Consider the following 26,449-nt stretch of genomic DNA (forward strand, 5'->3'; position numbering starts at 1 on the left):
CCTCCTGACCCCGAACGCCGACATATGTCCCAACCCGATGGTGCGAGACGATGTTCCCGCAGGCCAGGCAGTTACCCCAGTCGCCAGTACGCCGATGGCGAACGTGAGACTCCTTTTCCCGGGTGCGTCCTGCGTGTCGCCCCCTCCCACTAGGCATCTCTTACCCGCTGGGACTGACACTCCATGCGGCGCACGCCGGTTCCGCCTCCGCTATGGGCGAACAACTTTGCGCCTCACCCGCACCGCGCGGCCGTCCCCGTTCGACACCATACGCGTACGCCGCGCCACCCAGCGTGACTTTCGCGCACTCCGGGGGGTTGCATCCGGCATGGTCGGCAGCCCCTCTCTCCCCGGTACCCCCACCGTCCCCACCGTCCCCGCCGTCCCCCTTTCCGTGCCCTTCCAGGTCCCCGTTCCGCTTCCCCCGCCCCGCAGGCCGCTCGCGTCCGAGGACCGGGGCCGGCGCCGGGTCCGGCGCTGGTACGAGGACGGGCTGGGCTGGGCGACGGCGCCGGGGGCTCCGGTACGGCTGGTGCTGGGCGACCGTTTCGACGTGCTGGACATGCCGCTGGCGGCGGGTCTCGCGGCGCTGCGCCATCTGGGTCCGGCGTCCCCGGCGGCCGCGCAGGGCGACCGGATGCGGCTGCCCGTCGCGGTGGGCGGGGCGGAGGAGCTGCCCGGGCTGCTGGAGTGGCTGGAGTGGGGGGCGCTCGACCTCGGCCTGGTGGGCCTGGGCGCCGGCACGCTGATGGACGCGCCGCTGCCTCCCGGGACGCCGCTCGTGGGGGGCCGCGGTCCGCGGGGGGCCGCCGTGTGGGTCCGGCCGCCGGTGCCCGGCCGCGAGGTGGAGTCCTCGCTGCCGGCGCTGTCGGCCCTGGGCGGCGCGGGGGACGCCCCCGACCTCGTCCGCCTGGTGACCACCGCGGCGACCGAGTGCCACCGTCTCCGCCTGCGCGGAACGGCCACCCGGCGACCGGTACGGCTATGACGCCCCGGCCCGGCCGGGGGCCGTCATGGGAGGGGGACGACGCCTTCCGGCCCTTCGGCGGGCCGGTGCCGGTCGTCGGGGCTTTTCACGTGGGCCTGGGTCAGCCGTTGGCCGTTTCGTAGGCCTCGCGGATGCTCGCGGGAACTCGGCCGCGGTCATTGACCTCCAGGCCGTTCTCCTTCGCCCAGGCGCGGATCTGCGCGGTGTCCTGGCTGCCGCCGGACGTGGCCCGCGCCTTTCGGCCGCCCGAAGCACGGCCACCGGTACGCCGGCCGTTCTTCAGGTAGGGCTCGAGAAGGCCACGGAGCTTGTCCGCATTGGCGGTGGTGAGATCGATCTCGTACGTCTTGCCGTCCAGCGCGAACGTCACGGTCTCGTCCGCCTCGCCGCCGTCGAGGTCATCGACAAGAAGGACCTGAACCTTCTGTGCCACCGGATTTCCTTTCATCGATAACGTGCGGGCCGGCGTGGGTCGGCTTCCGCCGTTTAGCCACTGCCCCTTGTTATATGCAGTACTGCACTACGCCGGAAAGCAAACCGCGTTTGCGGAAAAAACACAAACCCCTGGGGAAGACCCGACCCTCAACTGCGACCGGAAACATGCGCGTTTCGGACATAGGGCCCCTTCGGGCCGCCGCCGGCGATCTACAGATGCAGAAGCATCCGACTGTTGCCCAGGGTGTTCGGTTTCACTCGTTCGAGACCCAGGAACTCCGCGACGCCCTCGTCATAGGAACGCAGGAGCTCCGCGTAGACATCGGTGTCGACGGGCGTCTCACCGATCTCCACGAAGCCGTGCTTGCCGAAGAAGTCGACTTCGAAGGTCAGACAGAATACGCGGCGAACGCCGAGCCATCGCGCGGTCTGGAGCAACTTCTCCAGCACCCGGTGCCCGACGCCGGCGCCGCGCAGCCCCGTCTGCACGGCGAGTGTGCGCACTTCCGCCAGGTCTTCCCACATCACGTGCAGTGCGCCGCAGCCGACGACCTCGGCGTTGTCGTCCCGTTCGGCGACCCAGAACTCCTGGATGTCCTCGTAAAGCGTCACGGTCGCTTTGTCGAGCAGGATACGGTCACGGGCGTAGTCGTCCAGGAGTCGGCGTACGGCCGGCACATCGCCGGTCCGGGCCCGCCGTACGGTGATGGCTTTTGCGGAGACTTCGGAACGCTCTGCGGACATGAGCGGACGCTATCGCCCGGCGCCGCCGTGCGCCGAGCCGGGGTTCTGTCCGCCGGTTTCGGAGACGTCCGCGGCCGCGGCGGTATCCGGAAGTCCGCCCGCCGCGTTCTCTTCCCCGGCGGCTTCGGCGGCGGGCCGGGTGACGGCTTCCGTGGTGCCCTCGACGATCCTTACGGCGTCGCGCAGCGCCCGTCGCTGTTCCTCGCTCATCATGCCGAAGAAGGCGACGAGAGCGGCAGCGGCGTTGTCGCTCTGCGACCAGGCGTCGTTCATCAGTGCGGCGGCGTACGCGGCCCGAGTGGAGACCGCCTCATATCGATAGGCGCGGCCCTCCGCCTCGCGCCGCACCCAGCCCTTCTGATGGAGATTGTCCAAAACGGTCATCACCGTGGTGTACGCGATGGACCGTTCCTGTTGGAGGTCTTCCAGGACTTCTCGAACGGTCACCGGGCGGTTCCACTTCCACACCCGCGTCATGACCGAGTTCTCGAGTTCTCCCAAGGGACGAGGCACAACTCAGACCTTAGTAGGAAAACCGCCCCATCGCGTGCCGGACGGGCGTGGTCCGGGGGCGCGGTTCGGGGGCGCGGCGAGCACGCGCGCGCACCGCCGGGGCCCTACGAGCGGTCCGGCGGTGCGGTGCGGGGCGGTGGGGCGTCAGGCCTCGGTGGAGGAGGCGGCGGCGCCCTGGCCGGTCTGGGTGCGCGCGAGGGCGGCGTCCACGGCCGCGTCCTCCTTGGCCTTGGCGGCACCGCCCTGGGTCTTCACGATCACCCGGACCAGCGCGATGAAGAACACGGCCATGACGACCGGCGGAACGAGTGCGGCGACGTAGTCCATGGCTCCAGGGTAGCCACGCCTACCGGACAAACAGGGGCGGGGTGGTCCTGGGTGTCACACGGCGGCGAGCCGCCGCTGCGACCGCCCCGCGGGCGGGGACGGCTTGCGGCGCGGGAAGACCTCGCCCGGCGTGGGGACGGGACGGCGGCCGGGCCGCGGCGCGCCGGGGGCGGGCGCGGGTCCCGGAGAGGCGGGCGCCGGCCGAGCTGGAGCGGGTCCGGCGGGGCGCTCGGCGGGCTTCGGCGCGGGCTTCCGGGCGGGTTCGCCGCCCTGCCCGGAATGGCCGGCGGGCAGCGCCGCGACGGGCGTCGGGACGGGGCGCAGCGGGCTGCGGGAGGCCGGGACCGAGGGGCCGCCGGTCCACGCACCGCAGCGGCGCAGGAGGGCGGCGGCGGCGGGGTTGCCGCGCAGGGCGCGCAGGGCGGCGAGGTCGTCGGGGCCGGGCCGGTGGCCGGCGTCCAGCGCCTCGCCCAGAAGGGTGAAGTACCCGGCGGCCGTGCCGGGCAGGGCGGCGCGGTAGCGGGCCAGGTCGGCCACCAGGAACGCGCGCAGCCTGGCGCCCTCGCGCAGCGCCTCGTCGAGCGACTCGGCGAGGCGGCGGCAGTCCTGCACGTCCTCGGCGCGGGCGGGACGCGGATGAAGGGCGGCGGCCAGGGCGCGGCGGAGCACGCGCAGCTCCTCCGCGCCGAAGGCGATGCCGCCGCGGGTTCCGTATGGCGTGGGCATGGGCCGACCATACGCGCTAATCAGACAAATTCGACATAAGCGGCGAAAGTGGCGCGTGGCGATGACACGAGCGGTCCATCGCGCCCGCGGCCCGCACCCGGGTGGGTGCGGGCCGCGGGCGGGGCGGTCCTGCTCACATGCGGGTGACGTTGCGCTCGTAGACCAGGCGGAGGCCGATCAGGGTCAGCCAGGGCTCGTGTTCGTCGATGGCCGTGGACTCGCCGAGAACCATCGGGGCCAGGCCGCCGGTGGCGATCACGGTGACGTCGTCGGGGTCGTCGGCGAGTTCGCGGGCCATGCGGCTCACCACGCCGTCGACCTGGCCGGCGAACCCGTAGACGATGCCCGCCTGCATCGCCTCGACCGTGTTCTTGCCGATGACGCTGCGCGGCCGGGCCACCTCGATCTTGCGCAGCTGGGCGGCCTTGACGCCGAGCGCCTCGACGGAGATCTCGATGCCGGGCGCGATCACCCCGCCGACGTACTCCCCGCGCGCGGAGACCGCGTCGAAGGTGGTGGCCGTGCCGAAGTCCACGACGATCGCCGGGCCGCCGTACAGCTCGTTGGCGGCGACCGCGTTGATGATGCGGTCGGCGCCGACCTCCTTGGGGTTGTCGAACAGGATCGGCACGCCCGTCTTGACGCCCGGCTCGACCAGGACGGCCGGCACGTCGCCGTAGTAGCGGCGGGTCACCTCGCGCAGTTCGTGCAGCACCGACGGCACGGTGGCGCAGATCGCGATGCCGTCGATGCCGTCGCCGAGTTCGTCGCCGAGCAGCGGGTGCGTGCCCATCAGGCCCTGGAGCAGCACCGCCAGCTCGTCGGCGGTGCGGCGGGCGTCGGTGGAGATGCGCCAGTGCTCGACGATGTCCTCCCCGTCGAACAGCCCGAGGACGGTGTGCGTGTTGCCTACGTCGATCGTCAGGAGCATGGCCGCCCTACTCCGCTTCGCGCAGGTCCAGGCCGATGTCCAGGATCGGCGAGGAGTGGGTCAGGGAGCCCACGGCCAGGAAGTCGACGCCGGTCTCCGCGTACGCCCGGGCGTTGTCCAGGGCGAGCCGGCCCGACGCCTCCAGCAGCGCGCGGCCGTCGACGATGGCCACGGCCTCCTCGCACTCGCCGGGCGTGAAGTTGTCCAGCAGGATCAGGTCGGCGCCGGCGTCCACGACCTCGCGCAGCTGGTGCAGGGTGTCGACCTCGACCTCGATCGGCACCTCGGGGAAGGTCTCGCGCACGGCCTTGAAGGCCGCCGCGACGCCGCCGGCCGCGACCACGTGGTTGTCCTTGACCAGCGCCGCGTCCGACAGCGACATGCGGTGGTTGACGCCGCCGCCGCAGCGGACCGCGAACTTCTCCAGGGACCTCAGGCCCGGCGTGGTCTTGCGGGTGTCGCGCACCTTCGCCTTGGTGCCGTCCAGGACGTCCGCCCACGCGCGCGTGGCGGTGGCGATGCCGGACAGGCGGCACAGCAGGTTCAGCGCGCTGCGCTCGGCGGTCAGCAGGTCGCGGGTGCGGGTGGTGACCGACAGCAGCTTCTGTCCGGCCTCCACCGGGTCGCCGTCCTCGACGTGCCGCTCGACCTCGAACTCGTCGGTGCAGACCACCGAGAGGACGGCCTCGGCGACCCGGAGGCCGGCCACCACGCCGGCCTCGCGCGCGGTGAAGTCCCCGGTGGCCACGGCCTCCTCGGGGATGGTCGCGACGGTCGTCACGTCCTCCCCGTGGGCGAGGTCCTCCTGGATGGCGACGTTGGCGATGTCCTCGACCTCGATCGGGTCGAGTCCGGCGTCGGCCAGCAGTTCGGCGAGCGCGGGGTCGAGCCCGCACTCCGCGTACTCCTCGTCGGCTTCCGCGCCGCAGGCACAGCCGTCGCCGCAGCCGCCGGTGGGGGCGAGGGGAAGGTCGTCGGTGCTCACTTGGGTCACTGCTCCTGGGGACGGCGGGGCGCGGGGGCCTCGGGACGGGTCGGGGGGAAGTCCGCGGTGTCGGTGGTGTGCACGTCGGGCGTCCGGTCCGCGGTCAGCCGTACGACGATGTGGCGGCTCCAGTGCGCGTCGTCGCGCTCGGGACGGTCCTCGCGCCAGTGGCAGCCGCGGGTCTCCTCGCGCAGCCGGGCGGCGGCGACCAGGACGCGGGCCACGCACAGGAGGTTGGTGGCCTCCCAGGTGTCGACGCCGGGCTCGGCGGTCTTGCCGTCGTCGGCGAGCGCGCCGCGCGCTTCGGCGTAGAGCTGTTCGAGCCGGTCGGCGGCGGTGGCCAGGGACCCGGCGGAGCGCAGGACGCCGGCGCCCTCGGTCATGATCCGCTGGATCGCGAACCGGGTCTCCGGGGCGAGCAGCGGGTGCTCGGGCTGCCCGGCGCGGGGCGCGGGCCGCGGCACGCGCGCGTGGAGGCGGCCGGCGGCCTGTTCGCGCGCGATGTCGGCGACGATCCGCTCGGCGTAGACGAGCCCTTCGAGCAGGGAGTTGGAGGCGAGCCGGTTGGCGCCGTGCACGCCGGTGCAGGCGACCTCCCCGCACGCGTACAGGCCGGGCACGGTGGTGCGGCCGTGGGAGTCGGTGCGCACGCCGCCGGAGGCGTAGTGGGCGGCCGGGGCGACCGGGATCGGCTCGGTGACCGGGTCGATGCCGTGTGCCCGGCAGGCGGCCAGGATGGTCGGGAAGCGGTGCTCCCACATCTCGGCGCCGAAGTGCCGGGCGTCCAGGAACATGTGTTCGGCGCCCTGCTCCTGCATGCGGCGCGTGATGCCCTTGGCGACGATGTCGCGCGGCGCCAGCTCGGCCAGTTCGTGCTGGCCCACCATGAAGCGCACGCCGTCGGCGTCCACCAGGTGGGCGCCCTCGCCGCGCACCGCCTCGGAGACCAGCGGCTGCTGCCCCTCGGCGTCCGGGCCGAGGAAGAGCACGGTCGGGTGGAACTGGACGAACTCCAGGTCGGAGACCTCCGCGCCCGCGCGCAGGGCGAGGGCGACGCCGTCGCCGGTGGACACCGGCGGGTTGGTGGTCGCGGAGAACACCTGGCCCATGCCGCCGGTCGCCAGCACCACCACGGGCGCGCGCACCGCGCCCACGCCGTCGTGCTGGCCCTCGCCCATGACGTGCAGGGTCACCCCGGCGGTGCGGCCCTCGGCGTCGGTCAGCAGGTCGAGGACGAGCGCGTTCTCGATCGTGCGCAGCCCGCCCGCCCGGACGGCCGCCACCAGCGCCCGGGAGATCTCGGCGCCGGTCGCGTCGCCGCCCGCGTGGGCGATGCGGCGGCGGTGGTGGCCGCCCTCACGGGTGAGCGCGATGGAGCCGGCGTCGTCGGTGTCGAAGTGGGCGCCGGTGGCGATCAGCCGCCGTACCGCGTCGGGGCCCTCGGTGACGAGGATCCGTACCGCCTCCTCGTCGCACAGGCCCGCGCCCGCGACGAGGGTGTCGTCCAGGTGCTGTGCGGGGGTGTCGCCCTCGCCGAGGGCGGCGGCGATGCCGCCCTGCGCCCAGCGGGTGGAGCCGTCGTCCAGGCGGGCCTTGGTGACGACGACCGTGTCCAGGCCGTGCGCCGCGCAGCGCAGCGCGGCGGTGAGGCCGGCGACGCCGGAGCCGACGACCACGACGTCCGCGTCGATGGACCACCCGGGCGCGGGCGCGTGCAGTCGTATGCCTGTGCTGGTCACGAGGCGGCTCCGGGGGTTTCGTGGGTCGCGTGGGTCGCGTGCGGGGCGGGGGCGGCGTGCGGGGCGGAGGCGTCCGGCGTCGTCCGGGCTTCGGGAGTGTCCTGGGTGCGGTGGGCTTCCAGGGCGCCCGGCGTGCCGTGTGGCTCGGGAGTGTTCTGTGCCTCGTCGGCGGCCTGTGCCTCGTCGGCGGCGAAGGCGAGGGGCAGGTTGTCGATCAGCCGGGTCGCGCCGACCCGGGCGGCGACGGCGAGGACGGCCTCGCCGGTGAAGTCGTCGTCGATCTCGGTGAAGTCGGACGGATCGACCAGGGCCAGGTAGTCCAGGACGAGCGGCGGGTCCAGGCGGACGGCCTCGTCCAGGACCAGCCGGGCGGCGGCGCGCACCCCGGCGGCCGCGCCGGGGACGGCCTTGGCGACGGCCGCGGCGTCGGCCGCCGCGCGGGACTCCCCGAGCGCGCTCAGCGCCTCGGCACGCGCGCGGGTGGCGGGCACCTCGCGGGCCCGCGCGCGCAGCGCCTCCTGCGCGGCGTGCCGGTCGCGGCCCGCGAACAGCGCCTGGGACAGGGCGAGCGCGGTGCGCCGCTCGGGTACGGAGAGGTAGCGGTTGCGGCTGGACAGGGCCAGGCCGTCGTCCTCGCGCACGGTCGGCACGGCGACGATCTCCACGCCGAAGTTCAGGTCGCGCACCATGCGGCGGATCAGGGCGAGCTGCTGGGCGTCCTTCTGGCCGTAGAGGGCGGCGTCGGGGCGGGTGAGGTGCAGCAGCTTGCCGACGACGGTGAGCATGCCGTCGAAGTGGCCGGGCCGCGAGGCGCCCTCCAGGCGCTCCCCCATGGGGCCGGCGGTGATCCGCACCTGCGGCTCGCCGCCCGGGTAGACCTCGTCCGCCGAGGGCGCGAACACGACGTCGGCGCCCGCCCGTTCGGCGATCCTCAGGTCGGCGTCCAGGGTGCGCGGGTAGCGGTCGAGGTCCTCGTCCGCGCCGAACTGGAGCGGGTTGACGAAGACGGTGACGACGACCTCGCCGTCGGGGCCGGCGATCTCGCGGGCGGCCCGGATCAGGGTGGCGTGGCCCTCGTGCAGGGCGCCCATGGTCATCACGACGGCACGGCGGCCGCCGCGCACGCGCGCGTGCAGCTCGTCGGCGGTGCGCAGCAGGGCTGTGGTCATCGGACGTCTCCGTTCTCGGGCGCCGGTATCGCCGGGCGGCCCTGTGCCGCGTTCCCGGGCGCCGTCCGGGCCGTCGCGTACGCGGTCGGCGCGGGAGCGGCGGTACGGGTGCGGCCTGCGGTGCGGGTGGGGGCGGCGGCGCGGGTGGAGGCGGCGCCGGTGGGGCGGGCGGCTCCCGCGCGGGCGCCGGACCCTGCGGGGCGCTTCGTACGGACGCCGGCCTGTGCCGAGTGCCCCGTGCGGGTCATCGGGTACCCCCCTGCGCCTCGTCGGGGCCGTCGGCGTCCGGACCGTCGGCGCCGGGGCCTCCGGTCGTGCCGCCGGTCGTGCCGTCGCTCGCGCTGTCGGCGAGGACGACCAGCAGGTCTTCGGCCAGTTCGGGCTTGAGCAGGCCGTGGGCGAGGGCGCGGTCGGCGGTGGCGCGGGCCATCGCCAGGTAGCCGGCGAGGGTCTGCGGGGCGTACCGGCGCAGTTCGGCGACGTGCGCGGCGACCGTGCCCGCGTCGCCGCGCGCGACGGGACCGGTGAGGGCCGCGTCGCCGGAGCGCAGCGAGTTGTCCAGGGCGGCGCCGAGCAGCGGGCCGAGCATCCGGTCCGGAGCCTCGACGCCGGCCTCGCGCAGCAGCTCCATGGCCTGGGCGACCAGGGTGACCAGGTGGTTGGCGCCCAGGGCGAGGGCCGCGTGGTAGAGCGGGCGCCGGTCCTCGGCGACCCACTCCGGTTCGCCGCCCATCTCGATGACGAGGGCCTCGGCGGCCATCCGCAGTTCCTCGGGGGCGGTGACGCCGAAGGAGCAGCCGGCCAGCCGCTGCACGTCCACGGGGGTGCCGGTGAAGGTCATCGCCGGGTGCAGGGCCAGCGGCAGCGCGCCCGCGCGCAGGGCGGGGTCGAGCACCTTCGCGCCGAACCGCCCGGAGGTGTGCACGAGCAGCTGGCCGGGCCGTACCGCGCCGGTCTCGGCGAGGCCCGCCACGAGGCCGGGCAGCGCGTCGTCGGGGACGGTCAGCAGCACCAGCTCGGCGCGGTCCAGGACCTCGGCGGGCGACACCAGGGGCACGCCCGGGAGCAGCAGTCCGGCGCGGCGCCGGGAGGCGTCGGAGACTCCCGAGACGGCGACCGGGCGGTGCCCGGCGAGCTGGAGGGACGCGGCGAGCGCGGGTCCCACCCGGCCGGCGCCGACGACGCCGACGGTGAGCCGTGCCGGACGGTCCCTGGGGTCTGGTTGCTGGCTGCTACTCACGCGAGGGTGGCCTTCCCGTTCCAGTCCGCTCCGGGTACCGGACGATTTCTCGTCATGTTAACGCTATCGGGTCGGCGGGCGTCCGGCCGTCCACAGGCCATGGGCCCGGCAGGGAGCTGCGGCGGTGAAAAGCGCGTGCCCGCGTGCGCCGGCGCGCGGGATGATCCGCGGTATGAGCGATACGGCGGAGCAGGAACCCGGGCGGGACGAGCGGACGGCGGAGGAGCTGTCCGACGAGGAGCGGCGCAAGCGCCTGAGGGAACGGCGCATCGGCGCGTACCGGCGTGCGGAACGGGTGCTCTCGCGCCCCGGCTTCCTCGGCACGCTCCGGGAGCGGATCGCGCTGCTGGACCGGGCCGCGGACGTGTACGACCTCGACGAGGCGTCCGACATGTACGGGAGCGGCGTCGTCGGCGCCCTGGAGGAGAAGGTCGCCGGGCTGCTCGGCAAGGAGGCCGCCGCCTTCTTCCCGACCGGCACGATGGCCCAGCAGGTCGCCCTGCGCTGCTGGGCGGCCCGGACCGGGAACCCGGCCGTGGCGCTGCACGCCCTGTCCCATCCCGAAGTGCACGAACGGCAGGCGCTGAGCCAGGTCAGCGGGCTGCGCCCCATCCGGGTGACCGGCGAGCCCCGGCTGCCGACCGCCGCCGAGGTGCGCGGCCTGGACGAGCCGTTCGGGACGCTGATGCTGGAGCTGCCGCTGCGCGACGCGGGCTTCCTCCTGCCCTCCTGGGAGGAGCTGACCGAGGTCGTGGAGGCGGCGCGCGAGCGCGAGGCGGTGGTGCACTTCGACGGCGCGCGCCTGTGGGAGTCCACCGTGCGCTTCGGCCGTGAGCTGCCGGAGATCGCGGACCTGGCCGACAGCGTGTACGTGTCGTTCTACAAGTCCCTGGCCGGGTACGGCGGCGCGGCCCTGGCCGGTCCCGCGGAGCTGATCGAGGAGGCCAGGGCCTGGCGGCACCGGTACGGCGGCACGGTCTTCCAGCAGTTCCCGACGGCTCTGTCGGCGCTGATCGGGCTCGACGAGGAGCTGCCCCGGCTGCCGGACTACGTGCGGCACGCGCGCGTGGTGGCCGCCGCGCTGCGCGAGGGGTTCGCGGCGGCCGGACTGCCCTGGGCCCGTGTGCACCCCGGGGCGCCGCACACCCACGAGTTCCAGCTCTGGCTCCCGTACGACCCGGACGTCGTCGCCGGTGCGGCGATCCGGACGGCCGAGGAGACCGGGACGATGCTGTTCGCCGGCGCCTGGGACGCCGCCGGCCCCGCACTCGCCCGGACCGAGGTGTCCGTACGCTCCGACGGTCTCCGGTGGACGGCGGACGACGTACGGACGGCGGTCGCCGAGTTCGCCGCCCGGCTGACGGAGAAGGCGGGGCGCGCGGACGGCGCGTAACGGGAGAGCTGGGGCGTGCGGGCGGCGCGTAACTGGAGAGCTTGCGCGAGAAGGGAGCACCGGGGCGCGTGCGAGTGGCGTAGCCGCCCGCCGGAGCGCGGCGGCGGCGCGTGGGCCCGCTGGGCGTCAGCAGGTGGCGTGCGGGTGAGGGCGGGTCCGGCGGGACCACAGCCGCCGCAGCAGTCGCAGCGGCCGCGGCCGTCGGCGGGCGGGGCGGCCCGCCAGGACCGCCCGGAACCGCCGGTACTCGCCGAGTTCGCGCACCACCTGCCAGTCGTCGCGGCCCGGCGCGGGCGGGGCGGGCTCGCCGTGCAGCCGGGCGCGGTACACGTCGAGGGCGTACTGCTGCGTGATGCTCATGCCGAAGCCTCTTCCGGAAGGGGAGAACGGGCGCCCGCGGGGCGCGGGGACACGGGAGGGGAAGGGAGCCGGGGGCTCACTTCCGCCGCCCCGGCCGTGCTCCCAGCCTGCGCCGGCCGCCCGGCCGGAGTCGTCCCGATTGACGGGGGCCGTCAATCGGGACGGCGTTGTCGGTGGTGGCGTGCACCATGGGTGCCATGAGCGTGCGCATCGACATCACGGGGCTGCGGCCGGACCAGGTCGCCGTCGTGCCCTCGCCCCTGGCCGAGCTGGGCATGGCGCTGCACACGCTGGCCGAGCCGCAGCACCATCCGGGGCTCCAGGGCTGGGTCACGGGCGTCACCGCCCGGCTCGAAGCGCACCTGGCGGACCGGATGTGCGAGGCCGACTTCCTGTGGCGGACGACGTTCTCCGACCTCTTCCTGCCGTACGCGGGCCTGCCCGGCGCGACCGCGCTGCCCGGCGCCACGCTCGCCGAGGAGCTCGACCTGCTCGACAAGCTGTCCGACGAGCAGTTCGTGGCCGCGGCCCTGGAGTTCACCTGCGCCCTGCCCTACAGCGACCCGGGCCCGGGCCCGCTCGCCGACGCGGCCCTGCGCCGCCGCGCCCTGGAACTGGCCGCCGCGCGCGGACCGCAGCAGGTGCGCTTCAGCGAGCGGCTGCTGACCGACCCGCCGCTGATCCGGGCCTGGCTGCGGCAGTTCCTCACGGACTGCGACGAGGCCTTCTTCGCGGAGACCTGGTCCCGGCTGCGCCACCAGCTCGCCGCCGACGCCCGGCACAAGACGGAGCTGCTGCGCCACAAGGGCCTGGCCGAGGCGCTGGCCGCGGTGTCGCCCGCGCTCTCGCTGGACGATGCGGCGCGCCGGATCACCGTCGACAAGCTCGGCGAGGGCCGTACGGCGACGGCGGACAGCGGTCTGCTGCTGGTGCCGACCAGTCTGGGCCGGCCCCATCTGATGGTCCTGCACCGCTACGGCTGGCACCCGGTGCTGCACTACCCGGCCGGGCCCGCGGTGCCGGCCGCCCCGCCCTCGCTGGACCAGCTCACGCTGCGCATGTCGGCCCTGTCCCATCCGGTGCGGATGCGCCTGTGCCGCAGCCTGGCCCGCAGCGCCTTCACCACCAGCGAGCTGACCCACGCGCACGGCATGTCCGCGCCCGAGATATCCCGGCACCTGAGCGTGCTGAAGAAGGCGGGGCTGGTCAGCACCCGGCGCCGGGGCCGGTACGTCTACCACCAGCTGGACGTGACGACGGTGGCCCGGCTGGGCAGCGACTTCCTGGAGAGCGTCCTGCGGTAGGCAGCGCGCGCCGCCTCGGTCGATCAGGCGATCGAGGCGATCAGTCGAAGCGGATGTGCCGGATGCCGACGCCCGCCTGCCGCAGCCGGGTCCGCAGCGCCCCCTCCGTGCTGGGCCGCAGGGTCAGTCCGGACAGGACCGCGATCCGCTCCGCGGTCCTCGGCACGGTCGAGTGGTCGGTCCACAGGTGCTCGGCGAACTCCGGCAGGGCGAGCTGCCGGAGGCAGTGGTCGAGCTGCCCCACGGCCCAGCTCTCCCGCGCCGGGCCGGGGTTCTTGCCGGCGACGTACTGGAGGAGGTGTCCGAAGCCGCGTTCGCGCAGCCGCCGCAGTACGGTCTCGCGCTGCGCGAGCAGGGTGAAGTGCCGTACGTCGTGGCCCCGTTCGCGCAGCCGTCCGACGGTCTCGGCGAAGTGGCCGGGGTCCGTGACGGTCATCGGGACGATCACCACGCCGTCGTGCCGGGAGAGGACCAGGTCCAGGACCTCCGCGACGCCCTGCCGCCAGGCGGTCAGCTCACGGAAGTCCCCGCGCAGGTGCGGCGGGAACATGCGGCGCAGGCCGAAGCCGGCGTGCTCCGGATCGCAGATGACGCTGCCCGGCAGCCGGCGCCGGATCTCGTGCGCGGTCTGCGTCTTGCCGCCCCCGAAGGGACCGTTGATCCACAGCAGCATGCGGGCGACTGTAGACGCCGGCGCGGCCGGGCGTCCCGGCTTCGGCGCGGCCGGGCCTCCTGACCCCGGCGCCGCCGGCCGTTCAGCCGCGGCCGCCGCCCGCGCGGACGATGCCCGTCTCGTAGGCGAGCACCACCACCTGCACCCGGTCGCGCAGTTCGAGCTTGGTCAGGATGCGGCCCACGTGCGTCTTCACGGTCGCCTCCGACAGCACCAGACGGGCGGCGATCTCGCCGTTCGACAGGCCCTGCGCGACCAGGGTCATGACCTCGCGCTCGCGTTCGGTGAGCCGTTGCAGCTCCTTGTGCTGCGGGGTCCGGTCGGTGGTGGGCAGCATCGGCGCGAACCGGTCGAGCAGACGGCGCGTGGTGGACGGCGCGACGACGGCGTCACCGCTGTGCACGGCGCGGATCGCGGTGAGCAGGTCGCCGGGCGGCACGTCCTTGAGCATGAAGCCGGAGGCGCCCGCCTTCAGCCCGGAGAAGGCGTACTCGTCGAGGTCGAAGGTGGTCAGGATCAGCACCTTGGGCGGGTTCGGCCCGGCGCAGATGCGGCGGGTGGCCTCCACGCCGTCCAGCTTGGGCATGCGCACGTCCATCAGCACCACGTCGACGGCGGTCGCCGCCAGCACCTGGAGGGCCTCGACGCCGTCGCCCGCCTCGGCGACGACCTCCATGTCCGGCTGGGCGGCGAGCACCATCCCGAATCCGGTGCGCAGCAGCACCTGGTCGTCGACGAGCATCACGCGGATCGTCATCGGGGGTCCTCTTCCCTGTCCATGGTCCATGGGTTCCGTCGAGCAGGTGGCGGGTCGGGCGACCGGCCGCCCGGGGCGTGCGGTGGGGGCGTGCGGTGGGGGCGTGACAGGTGTCAACAGGGGGCGTGCGGCGGCGGTCAGTGCGCCGGTTTGAGCGGCAGCAGGGCGCTGATGCGGAAGCCTCCGCCGGGGCGCGGTCCCGCGTCCAGCGTGCCGCCGACCATACCGACCCGTTCGCGCATGCCGATCAGGCCGTGCCCCTGCCCGTCGACGCCGCCGTCCTCGTACAGCTCGTGCGGGGCGCCCTTGCCGTCGTCCTCGACGAGCAGGCCGAGGCCGTCGTCGAAGTACACCAGCCGCACGCTCGCGCCCGCCTTCGGCCCGCCGTGCTTGCGGGTGTTGGTGAGCGCCTCCTGCACGATCCGGTACGCGGTCAGCTCGACCCCGCTGGGCAGCGGGCGCGGGGTGCCCTCGACCCGGAAGTCGACGGGCAGCCCGGACTTCCGGCACTGCTCGACCAGCTCCTCGATCTGCTCGACGTCGGGCTGCGGGACGTACTCGCCGCCCTCCTGGTGCTCGCCGGTGCGCAGCACGCCCAGCAGGCGGCGCATCTCGGCGAGCGCCTGACGGCCGGTGGAGGAGATCGTCTCCAGGGCCTTCTTCGCCTGGTCCGGCGAGGCGTCGAGGACGTAGGCGGCGCCGTCGGCCTGCACCACCATCACCGACACGTTGTGCGCGACCACGTCGTGCAGCTCGCGCGCGATCCGGGCGCGCTCGGCGGCGACCGCGACCTGGGCCTGCGCCTCGCGCTCCTTCTCCAGCCGGGCCGCGCGCTCCTCCAGCTGGGCGAAGTAGGCGCGCCGGGTGCGCATCGAGTCGCCCAGCACCCAGGCCAGCGCGAACGGCACCGTCTGGAAGACGGCCAGCGCGATCTCGCCGAACGTGCTCGCCTTCTGCTCCGGCCAGCGGATCTGCGCCAGCGCCGCCGCGCACATCCCGCCGGCCAGCGCGAACCGGGAGGCCCAGCGGGCGCCGACCGCGGCGACCGTGTAGACGATCACCAGCATCGCGAAGTCGGCGGCCATCGTCTCGACGTCCAGGGCGAGTTGCGCGAGTCCGGCCGCCGCCGCGAGCAGCACCATCCGCTCCGGCGCCCGGCGGCGCAGCGCGACGGTCAGGCACAGGACGACGGAGATCGCGACAGCGGCGGCGAGCGATCCGTGGTGGTTCGGCGCCCCGTCGACAGCCGCCGCGCTCACGATGGAGAGCCCGAGCAGGACAAGGGCCCAGAAGCCGTCGACCCACATCGGGTGTCTGCGGAGGAAGTCATAGAGACGCTGCACGTAACCCAGAGTAGGGACACCCGATAGGTGCACGGGTCAACCGGAGGTCCGATCCCCGCCCACCCCTCGTACTCCGCAAGGTGGAGGCTGTGATCACTCGTCCGCCTACCCTGGCGACGTGGCGGACGACACGGTGGACGAGGGCGGGACGCGGCGGGCGGGCGGCGCGACGGCGCGGGTGTGGCGCGGCTGGCGGGACGCGGCGCAGGACGCCTTGTACGGGCCCGCGGGCTTCTACCGGCGGCCCGAGGGACCGGCCGGGCACTTCCGCACCTCCGTCCACGCCTCGCCGCTGTTCGCGGTGGCGGTGGCGCGGCTGCTGTGCCGCGTGGACGGGGCGCTGGGGCGGCCGGCGGAGCTGGGCTTCGTGGACATGGCGGCCGGCCGGGGCGAGCTTGCGGCCGGGGTGCTCGGCGCACTGCCCGCCGAGGTGGCCGCCCGCACGCGGGTCTACGCCGTCGAGATCGCCGGCCGGCCCGACGGCCTGGACGAGCGGATCGAGTGGCGGTCCGAGCCCCCGGAGGGCGTCACCGGACTGCTGTTCGCCAACGAGTGGCTGGACAACGTCCCCGTCGACGTCGCCGAGGTGGACGCGGCGGGCGTGCCCCGGCGGGTGCTCGTACGGCGCGACGGCGCCGAACGGCTCGGGGAGCCGGTCACCGGGGCGGCGGCCGACTGGCTGGCGCGGTGGTGGCCGCTGCCCGGCGAGCCGGGGCTGCGCGCGGAGATCGGGCTGCTCCGGGACACCGCCTGGGCCGGCGCCGTCTCCCGGCTGCGGCACGGCCTCGCGGTCGCCGTCGACTACGCCCACACGGCCGCGGCCCGGCCGCCCTTCGGGACGCTGACCGGCTTCCGGGAGGGGCGCGAGACGGCGCCCGTGCCGGACGGCGCCCGCGACATCACGGCGCACGTGGCCCTGGACGCGTGCGCCGCCCACGCTCCCGAGCCCGCGCACGCCCGCGTGCTCACCCAGCGCGCGGCACTGCACGCCCTGGGCATCACCGGCGTACGCCCCCCGCTCACGCTCGCCTCCACCGACCCCGCCCAGTACGTCCGCGCGCTGGCGAGCGCCGGGGAGGCCGCCGAGCTGACCGCGCCCGGCGGCCTCGGCGACTTCGGCTGGCTGCTCCAGCCGGCCGGACCGGAGGGGAACCCGGGCCGGCTGAAGCTGCCGGACCTGTTCCCGGAGGTACCGGGCCTCTCGTAGGGGCGTCCGGCCCGCTTGCCCCCTGTCCCTATGTTCCTGCTTGGCCCTACTTATCCCCTATTTATCGATGTCCCCGACCACGAAGAACATCGACCCGAGGATCGCCACCATGTCCGCCACCAGCGTCCCCGGCAGCAGCTCGGTCAGCGCCTGGATGTTGTTGTACGACGCGGACCGCAGCTTCAGCCGGTACGGGGTCTTCTCGCCCTTGCTGACCAGGTAGTAGCCGTTGATGCCGAGCGGGTTCTCGGTCCACGCGTAGGTGTGCCCCTCGGGCGCCTTGAGGACCTTGGGCAGCCGCTGGTTGACCGGGCCCGGCGCCAGCCCGGCCAGCCGGTCCAGACACGCGTCGGCGAGGTCGAGCGCGTTGTGGGTCTGCTCCAGCAGGCACTCGAAGCGGGCCAGGCAGTCGCCCTCACCCCGCGTGACCACCTTCAGCACGTCCGCCAGCTCCCCGTACGCGAGGTACGGCTCGTCGCGCCGCAGGTCGAAGTCGACCCCGGAGGCGCGCGCGATCGGTCCGCTCACGCCGTAGGCGTGCACGGCCTGCGGCGAGAGCGCGCCCACGCCCCGCGTACGCCCCCGGAAGATCTCGTTGCCGAGCACCAGGTCGTCGAAGACGTCCATCCGGGAGCGCACCGCGGCGACCGCGGCCCGCGCGCGCGTGGACCACCCGGCCGGCAGATCCTCCTTGAGCCCGCCGACCCGGTTGAACATGTAGTGCATCCGGCCGCCGGAGACCTCCTCCATCACGTTCTGGAGGACCTCCCGCTCCCGGAACGCGTAGAAGACCGGCGTGATGCCGCCCAGCTCCAGCGGATAGGAGCCGAGGAACATCAGGTGGTTGAGCACCCGGTTCAGCTCCGCGAGCAGCGTGCGCGTCCACACCGCGCGCTCGGGGACCTCCATGCCGAGCATCCGCTCCACGGCCAGGACCACGCCCAGCTCGTTGGAGAACGCGGAGAGCCAGTCGTGGCGGTTGGCCAGCATGATGATCTGCCGGTAGTCGCGCGCCTCGAACAGCTTCTCCGCGCCGCGGTGCATATAGCCGATCACCGGCTCCGCGCGCCTGATGCGCTCCCCGTCCAGCAGCAGCTTCAGCCGCAGCACGCCGTGTGTGGAGGGGTGCTGAGGCCCGATGTTGAGCACCATGTCGGTGCTCTCCGCGGCGCCGCCGATCCCGACCATGGTCTCCGTCGTAGGAGTCATGGCCCCAGTTTCCCCTACGTACGCTTGCCCCATGGAAACGGGGAGCGTGGAAGAGGGCCGGGCGGAGGACCGGGCGGCGGGGGGCGTGCCGGTGTGGACCGCACTGCCGCCGGGCCTGCTGCGGATGCGGCGCCTGCTGCTGGTGGTGTGGCTGGGGCTGATCGCCGTGGCCGCGGGCGTGGCGCTCGGTATGACGGCCGGACCGCTCTGGTCGGCGTGCGCGCTGACGCCGGTGGCGGCGGCGGCCTGGGGCTGGGTGCTGCTGGGCCGCAACTGGCGCTCCTGGCGGTACACCGAGCGCGCCGACGACCTGCTGATCAGCCGGGGCGTGCTGTGGCACGAGGAGACCGTCGTGCCGTACGGGCGGATGCAGCTGGTCGAGGTGACCTCCGGGCCGGTCGAACGGCGGTTCGGGCTGGCCACCGTGCAACTGCACACGGCCGCCGCCGCGACCGACGCGACCATCCCCGGCCTGGACCCGGCCGAGGCGGAACGCCTGCGCGACCGGCTCACCGAGCTGGGCGAGGCCCGATCGGCGGGGCTGTGACGACGCCGGACGACGGAACGGCCGCGGGCGAGGTTCTCGCCGGGGAGCGCGCCGTGCAGGAGCCGGCCGGCGTGACCGAGCGGCGGCTGCACCCCGTGACGCCGCTGCGGCGCGCCTGGGCGCCGGTCACCGTCCTCGCCGGCTGGGCCGTGCACGACCCCGACCAGACGCAGCGGCAGCTGACCCGGCTGACGACGACCACCCTGCTGCTCGGGCTCGCGGCGCTCGTCCTGGCCGCCGCGCTCTACGGCTTCCTGTCCTGGTGGTTCACGCACTACGCGGTCACCGGAGCCGAACTGCGCATCCGCACCGGCCTGTTGTTCCGCCGCACCGCGCACATCCGGCTGGAGCGCATCCAGGCCGTCGACGTCACCCGACCGCTGCTCGCCCGGGTCGCGGGCGTGGCCAAGCTGAAGCTCGACGTCATAGGCGCCGACAAGAAGGACGAACTCGCCTTCCTCGGTGAGGCCGAGGCGTGCGCCCTGCGCGCCGAACTGCTCGCCCGCGCCGCCGGTTTCGCCCCCGACACGGCTCAGGAGGTGGGCGAGGCGCCCGCGCGGGAGCTGGTGCGCGTGCCCGCGCGCGTGATCGCGCTCTCACTGCTGCTGATCGGCGCGACCTGGGGCTCGCTGCTCACCGCCGTCGTGGTGCCGCCGCTGCTGTGGATCGCCACGCACAGCCTGTGGACGGTGCTCGCCGCCGCCGTGCCGCTGCTCGGCGGCGCCGTGACCAGCAGCGCGGGGCGCTTCCTCGGCGCCTACGACTGGACGGTGAGCGAGTCGCCCGACGGGCTGCGCATCGACCGGGGACTGCTGGACCGCACCCACGAGACGGTGCCGCCCGGCCGGGTGCAGACCGTGCGGATCGTGGAACCGCTGCTGTGGCGGCGGTTCGGCTGGGTCCGGGTCGAACTGGACGTGGCCGGCTCCTCGAACTCCGTGCTGCTCCCGGTCGCCCCGCGGCACATCGCCGAGGCGGTGGTCGCCCGGGTGCTGCCCGGCGTGACGGTGCCGCGGACCGCCGACCTGGCCCGGCCGCCGCGGCGCGCCCGGTGGTGCGCGCCGGTGTGGTGGCGGGGGGACGGGATTGCCGTGACCGACACGGTGTTCGCCGCCCGGCACGGACTGCTGCGCCGGCGCCTCGCCCTGGTGCCGCACGCCAAGGTGCAGAGCGTACGGCTCACCCGAGGGCCGTGGCACCGGGTGTGGCGGGTCGCCGACGTGCACGTGGACACCGGGGCGAACAAGACGGTCACGGCGCGCCTGCGGGACGCCGACGAGGCGGCCCGGCTGCTCCGCGACCAGGCCGAGCGCTCCGGACGGGACGCCGGCGGGCCCGGCCGGACCGCTGGATGACGGCCGAGGACGGCTCCGGCGCACCCGGGCGACGGTGAGGGGTACGGCGGGCAGGCGCCGTGGAAGCGGTGAGGGGCGCGGCCGTCGCAGGCCGCGCCCCTCACCACTGCCACCCACGCACGGGCCGTGTCCGACTGTCCGGCAGTCCGGCAGTCCGGCAGTCAGGACGCCGCGCTGCGCAGGTTCTGTACGTCGATCTGCTCCGTCTCGTCGTGCGCCGTCAGGTCGATGACCTGGCCCACGGCCCGCGTCCCGGCGTCGGCCGGACGGTACTGCGACTCGGCCTCCGCCTTGTGCAGGGCGAGGGCCTCCTGACCCACGACGTCCGCCAGGTCCTCGTTCTGCACGGCTTCCAGGGCGGCGGGCTGAGCGCCGTTCTTCGTGCCGAAGAAGTCGAACCCGCCCTCGACCGAGGGCCGCCGCACGGGCGTGGGCGGTACGACGGCCACGGCGGTCGGCACGGTGAAGTGCCCGGCGGGCCGCTGCGCGGGCCGGCCGGCCGCCGGCTCGTGCCCGTCGGCGGCCTCGGGCCGCCCCTGGACCACGTCGGTCTCGTCGGCCTCGTCGCCCTCCCGCGCGGGGGATACATCGGTGGCGATGCCGTCCCTGGGGACCGGCGGGGCGGCCGGGGCTTCGGGGGCCGTGTCGGCGGACGGCGCGGCGGAGGCTTCGGAGGCGTCAGGGGCCACGTCGGCGGACGGTTCGGTGCCGGGCTCGGGGCTCGGATCGGTGTCCGGCTCGGCGCTCGGCTCGTCGGCCGGCTCGGTGGTCTCGTCGGCGACGGACTCGGCGGTCGCGTCGGTGCTCGCCTCGGCCGTCGCCTCGGTGTCCGCCGCGGCGACGGGCTCGGCGGCCGGCTCCTGCGCGGACTCGGTGGGCTCGGTGGGCCCGCCGTCCGCGCCGAGGCGCGCCAGTGCGGCCTGCGCCCGCTGGAACAGCTTGACCCCCTCAGGGGAGAACACCGCGGGAGCCACGCCCGCCGACGTCTCGCCCGCGGACTTCTCGGTCGCCGACGTCTCGGTCGCCGACGTCTCGGCCGTCGCGGCGACGGCGTTCGCGCCCTCCGGCGCGTCGGTCCGCGCCGTACCGGACGCGGCGGCCGCACCGGACGCGGCGGACGAGCCGGTCTTGGCGGACGGGACGAGCCCCGCGGGCGGGACGGACACCGCGGACGCGGCAAGCGCCGCCGGCAGGGCCCGGGCGTCCGGCGCCGCCTCGATCTCCAGCAGCCGGCGCCCCTCCAGGGCGCTCGCCCGCTCGGTCTCCGCCGTGGCGTACCTCCGCAGCAGCGCCGCGTGCTCGTTGCGCAGGCCCGCGAGTTCGGTCCGCTTGGCCCGCAGCTTCTGTTCGAGCCGGCCGCGCAGCTCCCGCGACTCCTCCAGATCGGATTCGAGTTCGGCGACCCGTTCCTCGAAGCGCCACTCGTCGCTCGCCCGCGCGCGCGTGAGGTCGGCGACCTGCCGGCCCGCCTGGGCGTCCCAGCGGCGCATGATGATCGCTCCGCCGATCGCCGTCACCGCGGCCGCCGCCGCGAGGACCCGCAGCAGCGCGGGCGCGGTGAACACCCAGGGGCCCACGGCGCAGACGAGGGAGACGCCGGCGATCGCCGAGGGCGGCAACAGCCTGTGCAAAGGAGGGGAATGGCGGTGACGTCCACGTGGCATGGCCAGAAACTTACCGCGCGTAGGCGAAACATGGGTGCCCGGCCCGCAAAAAGACGGCCGTACCGAAATCTTCACCGGACATGAGGAGTTCCGCCCTCAGTACGCCCGCCACCCGTCCGAGTTCCGCCCGAGTTCCGGCGTCCTTTCCGCCGGCCACTTCCCTCAAGATCATTTTCAGCGTTCGCCCAGCCGCTGGCTCAGCCACTGCAGCGTCCCCGGGATCTCGCGCTTCCAGGTGTTGAAGTTGTGCCCGCCGCTGTCCAGGATGATCGACGAGATACGGGTCTTGTTCGTCGCCTTGACCGCGTCGATGAACTTCAGGGTGTTCTTGTAGTCCTTCTCGCCGTGCCTGCTGCTGGTGACGAGCAGTGAAGTGTCCGGAGCGGGCGCGTGCTTGATGCTCCACATCAGGTCGGCGCGATTCTCCAGATTCCGCCGGCCGTGGAAGAGATCACCCGTCGTGGGGTCGATCGGCGCCTTGAAGTACGGCGACAGTCCCGCCGCGGCGGCGTACACCTGAGGGTGGTGCATGGCGATTTTCAGCGCGCAGTAACCGCCGGTGGAGTCGCCGACGATGCCCCAGCCGCCCGGCTTCTTGCCGATCCGGTAGTGGGCGAGCAGGGCGTCGGGCAGGTCCTTGGCGAAGAAGGACTCGGTCTGCGGCCCGTCCGGGACGTCCACGCACTCCGTGTCGCGGGGCGGCGCCACGGTCGGCCGCAGCATCACCAGGATCATCGGCTGCATCCGGCCGCTCTTGGCCAGGCTCTGCGCCGTACGGGGGTAGTTGAGCTTGCTGATCAGCGCCTGGGCGGTGCCCGGGTAGCCGGTGAGGACGACGGTCGCCGGGAAGGCGCGCGTGCGGTACTGCGGCTGGAAGTACTCCGGCGGCAGGTACACGAACGCGGGCGAGGCGATGTGGGTCGTACGGCCCACGATGTCCACCTTCTGGATCTGCCCGGTCAGTTGCGGCCGCGACCCGTTCGTCGCCTGCACCTGCTGGGTGCCGACCACCTGGAGCGGTCCGCCCGTGCCGCCGCCCGCCGCGTGGTCTATGACGACGCCCTGGTCGGTCTCCTGCCCGAACAGGTCCGCCCAGCTGGCGTAGAAGCCGAAGGTCTGGTTGGCGAGGAGACCGACGCAGGCGAAGAGCGCCGTCTGGGTGGCCAGCAGGATGCCGACCCGCCCGCCGACGGCCAGCCAGTTGCGGCGGGCCAGCCGCGGCCACAGCCACACCGTGGCGATGAACAGCAGTACGGCGAACACGATCGCCAGTACCAGCACCTTCTTGCTCGTGAGACCCATGGGCGCTCTTTCCTGCCTGCTCTCCGCGCCCTGGGCCGCCCCCGCCTCTTGGCGCGGACTTGCCCCGAGCTTTCCCCGGCCTTTGAACCGGATTTCCGACGAGGAGTGAACCTCTCTCCCCTAGACACCGTCCTAGAGGGCGCAATGTCGCCGGATGCCCGATCGGCACCGGATTCAAGGTCTCTCGCAGAACTACGGGATGCGATGTCTGTCAGGGTAGATGGGGAAATGTCGGACGGGGTTCCGGGCCGCTCAGATCGGATGCGACGCATACTCCGCGGGCCCCGGCCGGAGGTCGTCCCCACGCTGATCGGCAGGGCCTGCGCGGTCGTCGGCCTCCTCGACATCGCCGCGGCCGTCTTCCCGCGCTTCCGGCACAGCCGGATGCACACCATGGTCGAGGTGCTGCCGGGGTCCTTCGGACCGTTCGTGGCGGCGCTCTCGCTCAGCGCGGGCGTCCTGCTGCTGCTCCTCGCGCACGGTCTGAGGCGGCGCAAGCGGCGGGCCTGGCGCGCCGCCGTGGTGCTGCTCCCGGCGGGCGCGGCGGCCGAGTTCGGCTACCGGCACTCCGTCATCGGCGTCGTCATCTCGCTCGCGCTGCTGGCGCCGCTGCTGATGCACCGCAAGGAGTTCTCGGCCCTGCCCGACCCGCGCAGCCGGTGGCGGGCGCTGACCAACTTCGTGCTGATGAGCGCCGGTTCGGTGGCGCTGGGCATGCTCATCGTCAGCACCCACCCGCACCGCGTGGTCGGCAACCCCGGTCTGGCCGACCGGCTCACCCACGTGCTCTACGGCCTGGTCGGCTTCGAGGGCCCGGTCGACTACCAGGGCAACACCTCCTGGACCGTCGCCTACTCCCTCGGCGCCCTCGGCTGGCTCACCGCGGTCACCACGGCGTACCTCGCCTTCCGCCCCGAACACCCGGCCGCCCGGCTGTCGGAGGAGGACGAGGGCCGGCTGCGCGACCTGCTGGCCAGGCACGGCCGCCGCGACTCGCTGGGCCACTTCGCGCTGCGCCGCGACAAGGCGGTCGTCTTCTCCCCCAGCGGCAAGGCCGCGGTGACCTACCGCGTCGTCTCCGGGGTGATGCTCGCCAGCGGCGACCCGATCGGCGACGTGGAGGCCTGGCCCGGCGCCATCGAACGCTTCATGGACGAGGCCAAGGCCCACTCCTGGACGCCCGCCGTCGTGGGCTGCTCCGAGACCGGCGGCGAGGTGTGGACCCGCGAGACCGGTCTGGACGCCCTGGAACTCGGTGACGAGGCGGTGGTCGACGTCGCGGATTTCTCGCTCGCCGGACGCGCGATGCGCAACGTCCGCCAGATGGTCAAGCGCATCGAACGGGCCGGCTACGAAACCCGCGTGCGGCGCATCCGTGACCTCGGCGACGCCGAGCTGGAGCGGGTCCGGCGGGCCGCCGAGGACTGGCGCGGCACCGACACCGAGCGCGGCTTCTCCATGGCGCTCGGCCGGATCGGCGACCCCTCCGACGGCGACTGCCTGATAGCGACCGCGCACAAGCGGGACGACGAGCCCGGCGAGTACGGCGACCTGAAGGCGATCATCCACTTCGTGCCCTGGGGGCCGGACGGCGCCTCCCTCGAGCTGATGCGGCGCGACCGCTCGGCCGACCCCGGCATGAACGAACTGCTGATCGTCGCCACGCTCCAGGCCGCGCCCAAGCTCGGCGTCGAGCGGATCTCGCTGAACTTCGCGATGTTCCGCTCCGCGCTGGCGCGCGGCGAGAAGATCGGCGCGGGGCCGGTGCTGCGGGCCTGGCGGGGGCTGCTGGTGTTCCTCTCCCGCTGGTTCCAGATCGAGTCGCTGTACAAGTTCAACGCCAAGTTCCAGCCCCGCTGGGAGCCGCGGTACATCGTCTACCGCGCCTCCTCGGACCTGCCGCGGATCGGCTTCGCCACCATGCAGGCGGAGGGCTTCGTCGACCTCGCCCTGCCGATGCCGCGCTTCCTGCGCCGCCGCCGTGCCGCCCGCACCGCGTGCCCGCACACGATCACCGAACGCGACGTCCGCGCGGCATAACCGCCCTCCCCGGCCCACGCGGAGCCACCGCCGCCTCGGCCCACGCGAGGTGACCGGCCCCCGCCTACGCGGGACGACCGGCCCTCGCCCCGCGCGGGGCAACCGGCTCTCGGTCCCGCACGGGATAACCGGCTCTCAGCCCCGCACGGCGCGACCAGCGCCCCACCCCACCCAGGCCCCCGACGCCCCTCCGGCGCCGGGGGCGACCCGTACCCGGACGTCCTCCGGACCCGCCCCGCACCGACTGGGCGCACCCCGCCGTACGCCCCCGCCCACGGCCGGCGTGCGCACGGTGGCCGAGCGGAGCGTCCGCGCCGCACGACCGGTGCCGAGCGCTCTCCCCTGCCGCCCCTCCGGCGCCGCGGCTCCACCCGCTTCCCGCCCGTCTCCGGCCGGGGGCCAGCCGAGGTCCGGCCGGGCTCCGGCCGAGGGCTGACCTGGCTCCGCCGACGGCTGGCTTCGAGGCTCGCCGAGCTCCGGCCGACAGCTGGCCGGGGCTCCGCCCTGGGCCCGGCTTCGGGGCTCGCCGGGCTCCGGTCGGGGTTCGGCTTCGGGGCTTGTCGGGGTGGCCGGAGTGCCGTCCTGCCGCTGGGCCGCGGGCCTCCTCGTTCCTCTGCTGGGCCTAGGCTGAACGTATGAGCAACCAGAGCGGGCGCGGCCGAGTGGCGGGCCTTCCGGCATGGGACCGCTGCGCGGTCATGGGAGTCGTGAACGTGACCCCCGACTCCTTCTCCGACGGCGGCCGCTGGTTCGACACGACCACCGCCGTCAAGCACGGTCTCGACCTGGTCGCGCAGGGCGCCGACCTGGTCGACGTCGGCGGCGAGTCCACCCGCCCCGGCGCCGCCCGCGTGGACGAGGCCGAGGAGCTGCGGCGGGTCGTCCCGGTGGTGCGCGGCCTGGCCGCCGAGGGCGTCACGGTCTCGGTCGACACCATGCGCGCCCGCGTCGCCGAGCAGGCCCTCGCCGTCGGCGCGGTCCTCGTCAACGACGTCAGCGGCGGTCTCGCCGACCCCGACATGATCCCGGTCGTCGCGGCCACCGGCGCCCCGTTCGTCGTGATGCACTGGCGCGGCTTCCTGGAGGGCGGCAACGTCAAGGGCGTCTACGCCGACGTCGTCTCCGAGGTCGCCGACGAGCTGCACGCGCGCGTGGAGGCCGTCCTGGCGGGCGGCGTCGCCCCGGACCGCGTCGTCGTCGACCCCGGACTCGGCTTCTCCAAGGACGCCGAGCACGACCTCGCCCTGCTGGCCCGCCTCGACAGTCTGCTGGACCTCGGCCACCCGGTGCTGGTCGCCGCCTCCCGCAAGCGGTTCCTCGGCCGGGTGCTGGCCGGCCCCGAGGGCGCGCCGCCGCCCGCGCGGGAGCGCGACGCCGCCACGGCCGCCGTCTCCGCACTCGCGGCGCACGCCGGCGCGTGGGCGGTGCGCGTGCACGAGGTCCGCGCCACCGCCGACGCCTTACGGGTCGCCCGTGCCGTCGAGCAGGCCCGCGCCGC

General features: G+C 74.4%; 24 protein-coding genes and 1 pseudogene. 8 read left to right on the forward strand and 17 right to left on the reverse strand.

All coding sequences use genetic code 11. The features are described from left to right. Window positions 1-328: 328 nt before the first annotated feature. Window positions 329-988, forward strand: a complete 660-nt coding sequence (locus ABEB07_RS25020) for an SCO3374 family protein (protein WP_345670399.1) — start codon at window positions 329-331, stop codon at window positions 986-988. Between the two features lie 100 nt (window positions 989-1,088). Here the strand turns inward: ABEB07_RS25020 and ABEB07_RS25025 are convergent, their stop codons facing one another. The 10 genes from ABEB07_RS25025 to ABEB07_RS25070 form a co-directional block, all read right to left on the reverse strand. Then, complete coding sequence (locus tag ABEB07_RS25025; RefSeq protein ID WP_164585986.1) at window positions 1,089-1,421, reverse strand: histone-like nucleoid-structuring protein Lsr2; 333 nt, start codon at window positions 1,419-1,421, stop codon at window positions 1,089-1,091. A gap of 212 nt (window positions 1,422-1,633) precedes the next feature. Next, window positions 1,634-2,167 (reverse strand): amino-acid N-acetyltransferase, encoded by a 534-nt coding sequence (locus ABEB07_RS25030; RefSeq protein WP_164585984.1) that lies wholly within the window; start codon window positions 2,165-2,167, stop codon window positions 1,634-1,636. A 9-nt stretch (window positions 2,168-2,176) separates the two neighbouring features. Beyond that, window positions 2,177-2,644: a BlaI/MecI/CopY family transcriptional regulator gene (locus ABEB07_RS25035; protein ID WP_239146572.1), complete on the reverse strand. Its 468-nt coding sequence runs from the start codon at window positions 2,642-2,644 to the stop codon at window positions 2,177-2,179. Between the two features lie 180 nt (window positions 2,645-2,824). Continuing rightward, window positions 2,825-3,007 carry a hypothetical protein gene (locus ABEB07_RS25040; protein WP_345670400.1) on the reverse strand — a complete coding sequence of 61 codons (183 nt, stop codon included), beginning with the start codon at window positions 3,005-3,007 and terminating at the stop codon, window positions 2,825-2,827. 54 nt (window positions 3,008-3,061) lie between these two features. Continuing rightward, the gene (locus ABEB07_RS25045; protein ID WP_345670401.1) at window positions 3,062-3,733 is read right to left on the reverse strand and encodes a hypothetical protein; all 672 of its coding nucleotides are present in this window, start codon (window positions 3,731-3,733) and stop codon (window positions 3,062-3,064) included. A 133-nt stretch (window positions 3,734-3,866) separates the two neighbouring features. Beyond that, a complete protein-coding gene (locus ABEB07_RS25050; protein WP_176149979.1) occupies window positions 3,867-4,664 on the reverse strand; it encodes a type III pantothenate kinase in 798 nt (265 codons plus the stop codon). A gap of 7 nt (window positions 4,665-4,671) precedes the next feature. Beyond that, window positions 4,672-5,649, reverse strand: coding sequence for a carboxylating nicotinate-nucleotide diphosphorylase (gene nadC, locus ABEB07_RS25055; protein WP_345670402.1), 978 nt, complete (start codon window positions 5,647-5,649; stop codon window positions 4,672-4,674). A gap of 5 nt (window positions 5,650-5,654) precedes the next feature. After that, window positions 5,655-7,388 carry an L-aspartate oxidase gene (locus ABEB07_RS25060; RefSeq protein WP_176149977.1) on the reverse strand — a complete coding sequence of 578 codons (1,734 nt, stop codon included), beginning with the start codon at window positions 7,386-7,388 and terminating at the stop codon, window positions 5,655-5,657. Then, window positions 7,385-8,557: a pantoate--beta-alanine ligase gene (gene panC, locus ABEB07_RS25065; protein WP_345670405.1), complete on the reverse strand. Its 1,173-nt coding sequence runs from the start codon at window positions 8,555-8,557 to the stop codon at window positions 7,385-7,387. The genes ABEB07_RS25060 and panC overlap by 4 nt, the downstream gene beginning before the upstream one ends. 244 nt (window positions 8,558-8,801) lie before the next feature. After that, window positions 8,802-9,797: a Rossmann-like and DUF2520 domain-containing protein gene (locus ABEB07_RS25070; RefSeq protein ID WP_345670406.1), complete on the reverse strand. Its 996-nt coding sequence runs from the start codon at window positions 9,795-9,797 to the stop codon at window positions 8,802-8,804. Between the two features lie 172 nt (window positions 9,798-9,969). Between ABEB07_RS25070 and ABEB07_RS25075 the strand changes: the two genes are divergently transcribed. After that, window positions 9,970-11,190, forward strand: a complete 1,221-nt coding sequence (locus tag ABEB07_RS25075) for a threonine aldolase family protein (protein WP_345670407.1) — start codon at window positions 9,970-9,972, stop codon at window positions 11,188-11,190. A 126-nt stretch (window positions 11,191-11,316) separates the two neighbouring features. Here ABEB07_RS25075 and ABEB07_RS25080 read toward each other — a convergent pair whose 3' ends face one another. Then, window positions 11,317-11,550 (reverse strand): hypothetical protein, encoded by a 234-nt coding sequence (locus tag ABEB07_RS25080; RefSeq protein WP_176149974.1) that lies wholly within the window; start codon window positions 11,548-11,550, stop codon window positions 11,317-11,319. Window positions 11,551-11,747: 197 nt separating this feature from the next. On the opposite strand from ABEB07_RS25080, the gene ABEB07_RS25085 reads away from it, so the two are divergent. Further along, window positions 11,748-12,854, forward strand: a complete 1,107-nt coding sequence (locus ABEB07_RS25085; protein ID WP_345670408.1) for a DUF5937 family protein — start codon at window positions 11,748-11,750, stop codon at window positions 12,852-12,854. A 40-nt stretch (window positions 12,855-12,894) separates the two neighbouring features. On the opposite strand, the gene ABEB07_RS25090 is transcribed toward ABEB07_RS25085, so the two are convergent. The 3 genes from ABEB07_RS25090 to ABEB07_RS25100 form a co-directional block, all read right to left on the reverse strand. Beyond that, on the reverse strand, window positions 12,895-13,527 hold the full coding sequence (locus ABEB07_RS25090) for an AAA family ATPase (RefSeq protein WP_345670409.1): 633 nt from the start codon (window positions 13,525-13,527) through the stop codon (window positions 12,895-12,897). A gap of 82 nt (window positions 13,528-13,609) precedes the next feature. Beyond that, entirely contained in the window at window positions 13,610-14,284 is a 675-nt protein-coding gene (locus ABEB07_RS25095; RefSeq protein WP_164589002.1) for a response regulator, read from the reverse strand. A gap of 137 nt (window positions 14,285-14,421) precedes the next feature. Further along, on the reverse strand, window positions 14,422-15,627 hold the full coding sequence (locus ABEB07_RS25100; RefSeq protein ID WP_176149971.1) for a sensor histidine kinase: 1,206 nt from the start codon (window positions 15,625-15,627) through the stop codon (window positions 14,422-14,424). Window positions 15,628-15,745: 118 nt separating this feature from the next. Between ABEB07_RS25100 and ABEB07_RS25105 the strand changes: the two genes are divergently transcribed. Next, window positions 15,746-16,834, forward strand: a complete 1,089-nt coding sequence (locus ABEB07_RS25105) for an SAM-dependent methyltransferase (RefSeq protein WP_425589073.1) — start codon at window positions 15,746-15,748, stop codon at window positions 16,832-16,834. Between the two features lie 57 nt (window positions 16,835-16,891). Here the strand turns inward: ABEB07_RS25105 and ABEB07_RS25110 are convergent, their stop codons facing one another. Further along, the gene (locus ABEB07_RS25110; protein WP_176149969.1) at window positions 16,892-18,043 is read right to left on the reverse strand and encodes an NADH-quinone oxidoreductase subunit D; all 1,152 of its coding nucleotides are present in this window, start codon (window positions 18,041-18,043) and stop codon (window positions 16,892-16,894) included. Window positions 18,044-18,074: 31 nt separating this feature from the next. On the opposite strand from ABEB07_RS25110, the gene ABEB07_RS25115 reads away from it, so the two are divergent. Together ABEB07_RS25115 and ABEB07_RS25120 are read left to right on the forward strand one after the other, a co-directional pair. Then, window positions 18,075-18,590, forward strand: coding sequence for a PH domain-containing protein (locus ABEB07_RS25115; RefSeq protein WP_345670410.1), 516 nt, complete (start codon window positions 18,075-18,077; stop codon window positions 18,588-18,590). After that, a pseudogene (locus tag ABEB07_RS25120) lies at window positions 18,587-19,983 on the forward strand (PH domain-containing protein). The gene ABEB07_RS25115 and the pseudogene ABEB07_RS25120 overlap by 4 nt, the downstream one beginning before the upstream one ends. A gap of 123 nt (window positions 19,984-20,106) precedes the next feature. Here the strand turns inward: ABEB07_RS25120 and ABEB07_RS25125 are convergent. Both ABEB07_RS25125 and ABEB07_RS25130 read right to left on the reverse strand, forming a co-directional pair. Beyond that, window positions 20,107-21,609 carry a hypothetical protein gene (locus ABEB07_RS25125; protein ID WP_345670411.1) on the reverse strand — a complete coding sequence of 501 codons (1,503 nt, stop codon included), beginning with the start codon at window positions 21,607-21,609 and terminating at the stop codon, window positions 20,107-20,109. Between the two features lie 174 nt (window positions 21,610-21,783). Beyond that, a complete protein-coding gene (locus tag ABEB07_RS25130) occupies window positions 21,784-22,911 on the reverse strand; it encodes an alpha/beta hydrolase (protein ID WP_176149966.1) in 1,128 nt (375 codons plus the stop codon). A gap of 228 nt (window positions 22,912-23,139) precedes the next feature. Here ABEB07_RS25130 and ABEB07_RS25135 point away from each other — a divergent pair, with 228 nt between their 5' ends. Both ABEB07_RS25135 and folP read left to right on the forward strand, forming a co-directional pair. Next, complete coding sequence (locus tag ABEB07_RS25135) at window positions 23,140-24,951, forward strand: phosphatidylglycerol lysyltransferase domain-containing protein (protein ID WP_176149965.1); 1,812 nt, start codon at window positions 23,140-23,142, stop codon at window positions 24,949-24,951. Between the two features lie 635 nt (window positions 24,952-25,586). Continuing rightward, window positions 25,587-26,449 (forward strand): dihydropteroate synthase (gene folP / locus ABEB07_RS25140; RefSeq protein ID WP_345670413.1); only part of this gene is annotated, 863 nt, incomplete at its 3' end.

The organism is Streptomyces similanensis (assembly GCF_039543625.1).
Classification (GTDB): domain Bacteria; phylum Actinomycetota; class Actinomycetes; order Streptomycetales; family Streptomycetaceae; genus Streptomyces; species Streptomyces similanensis.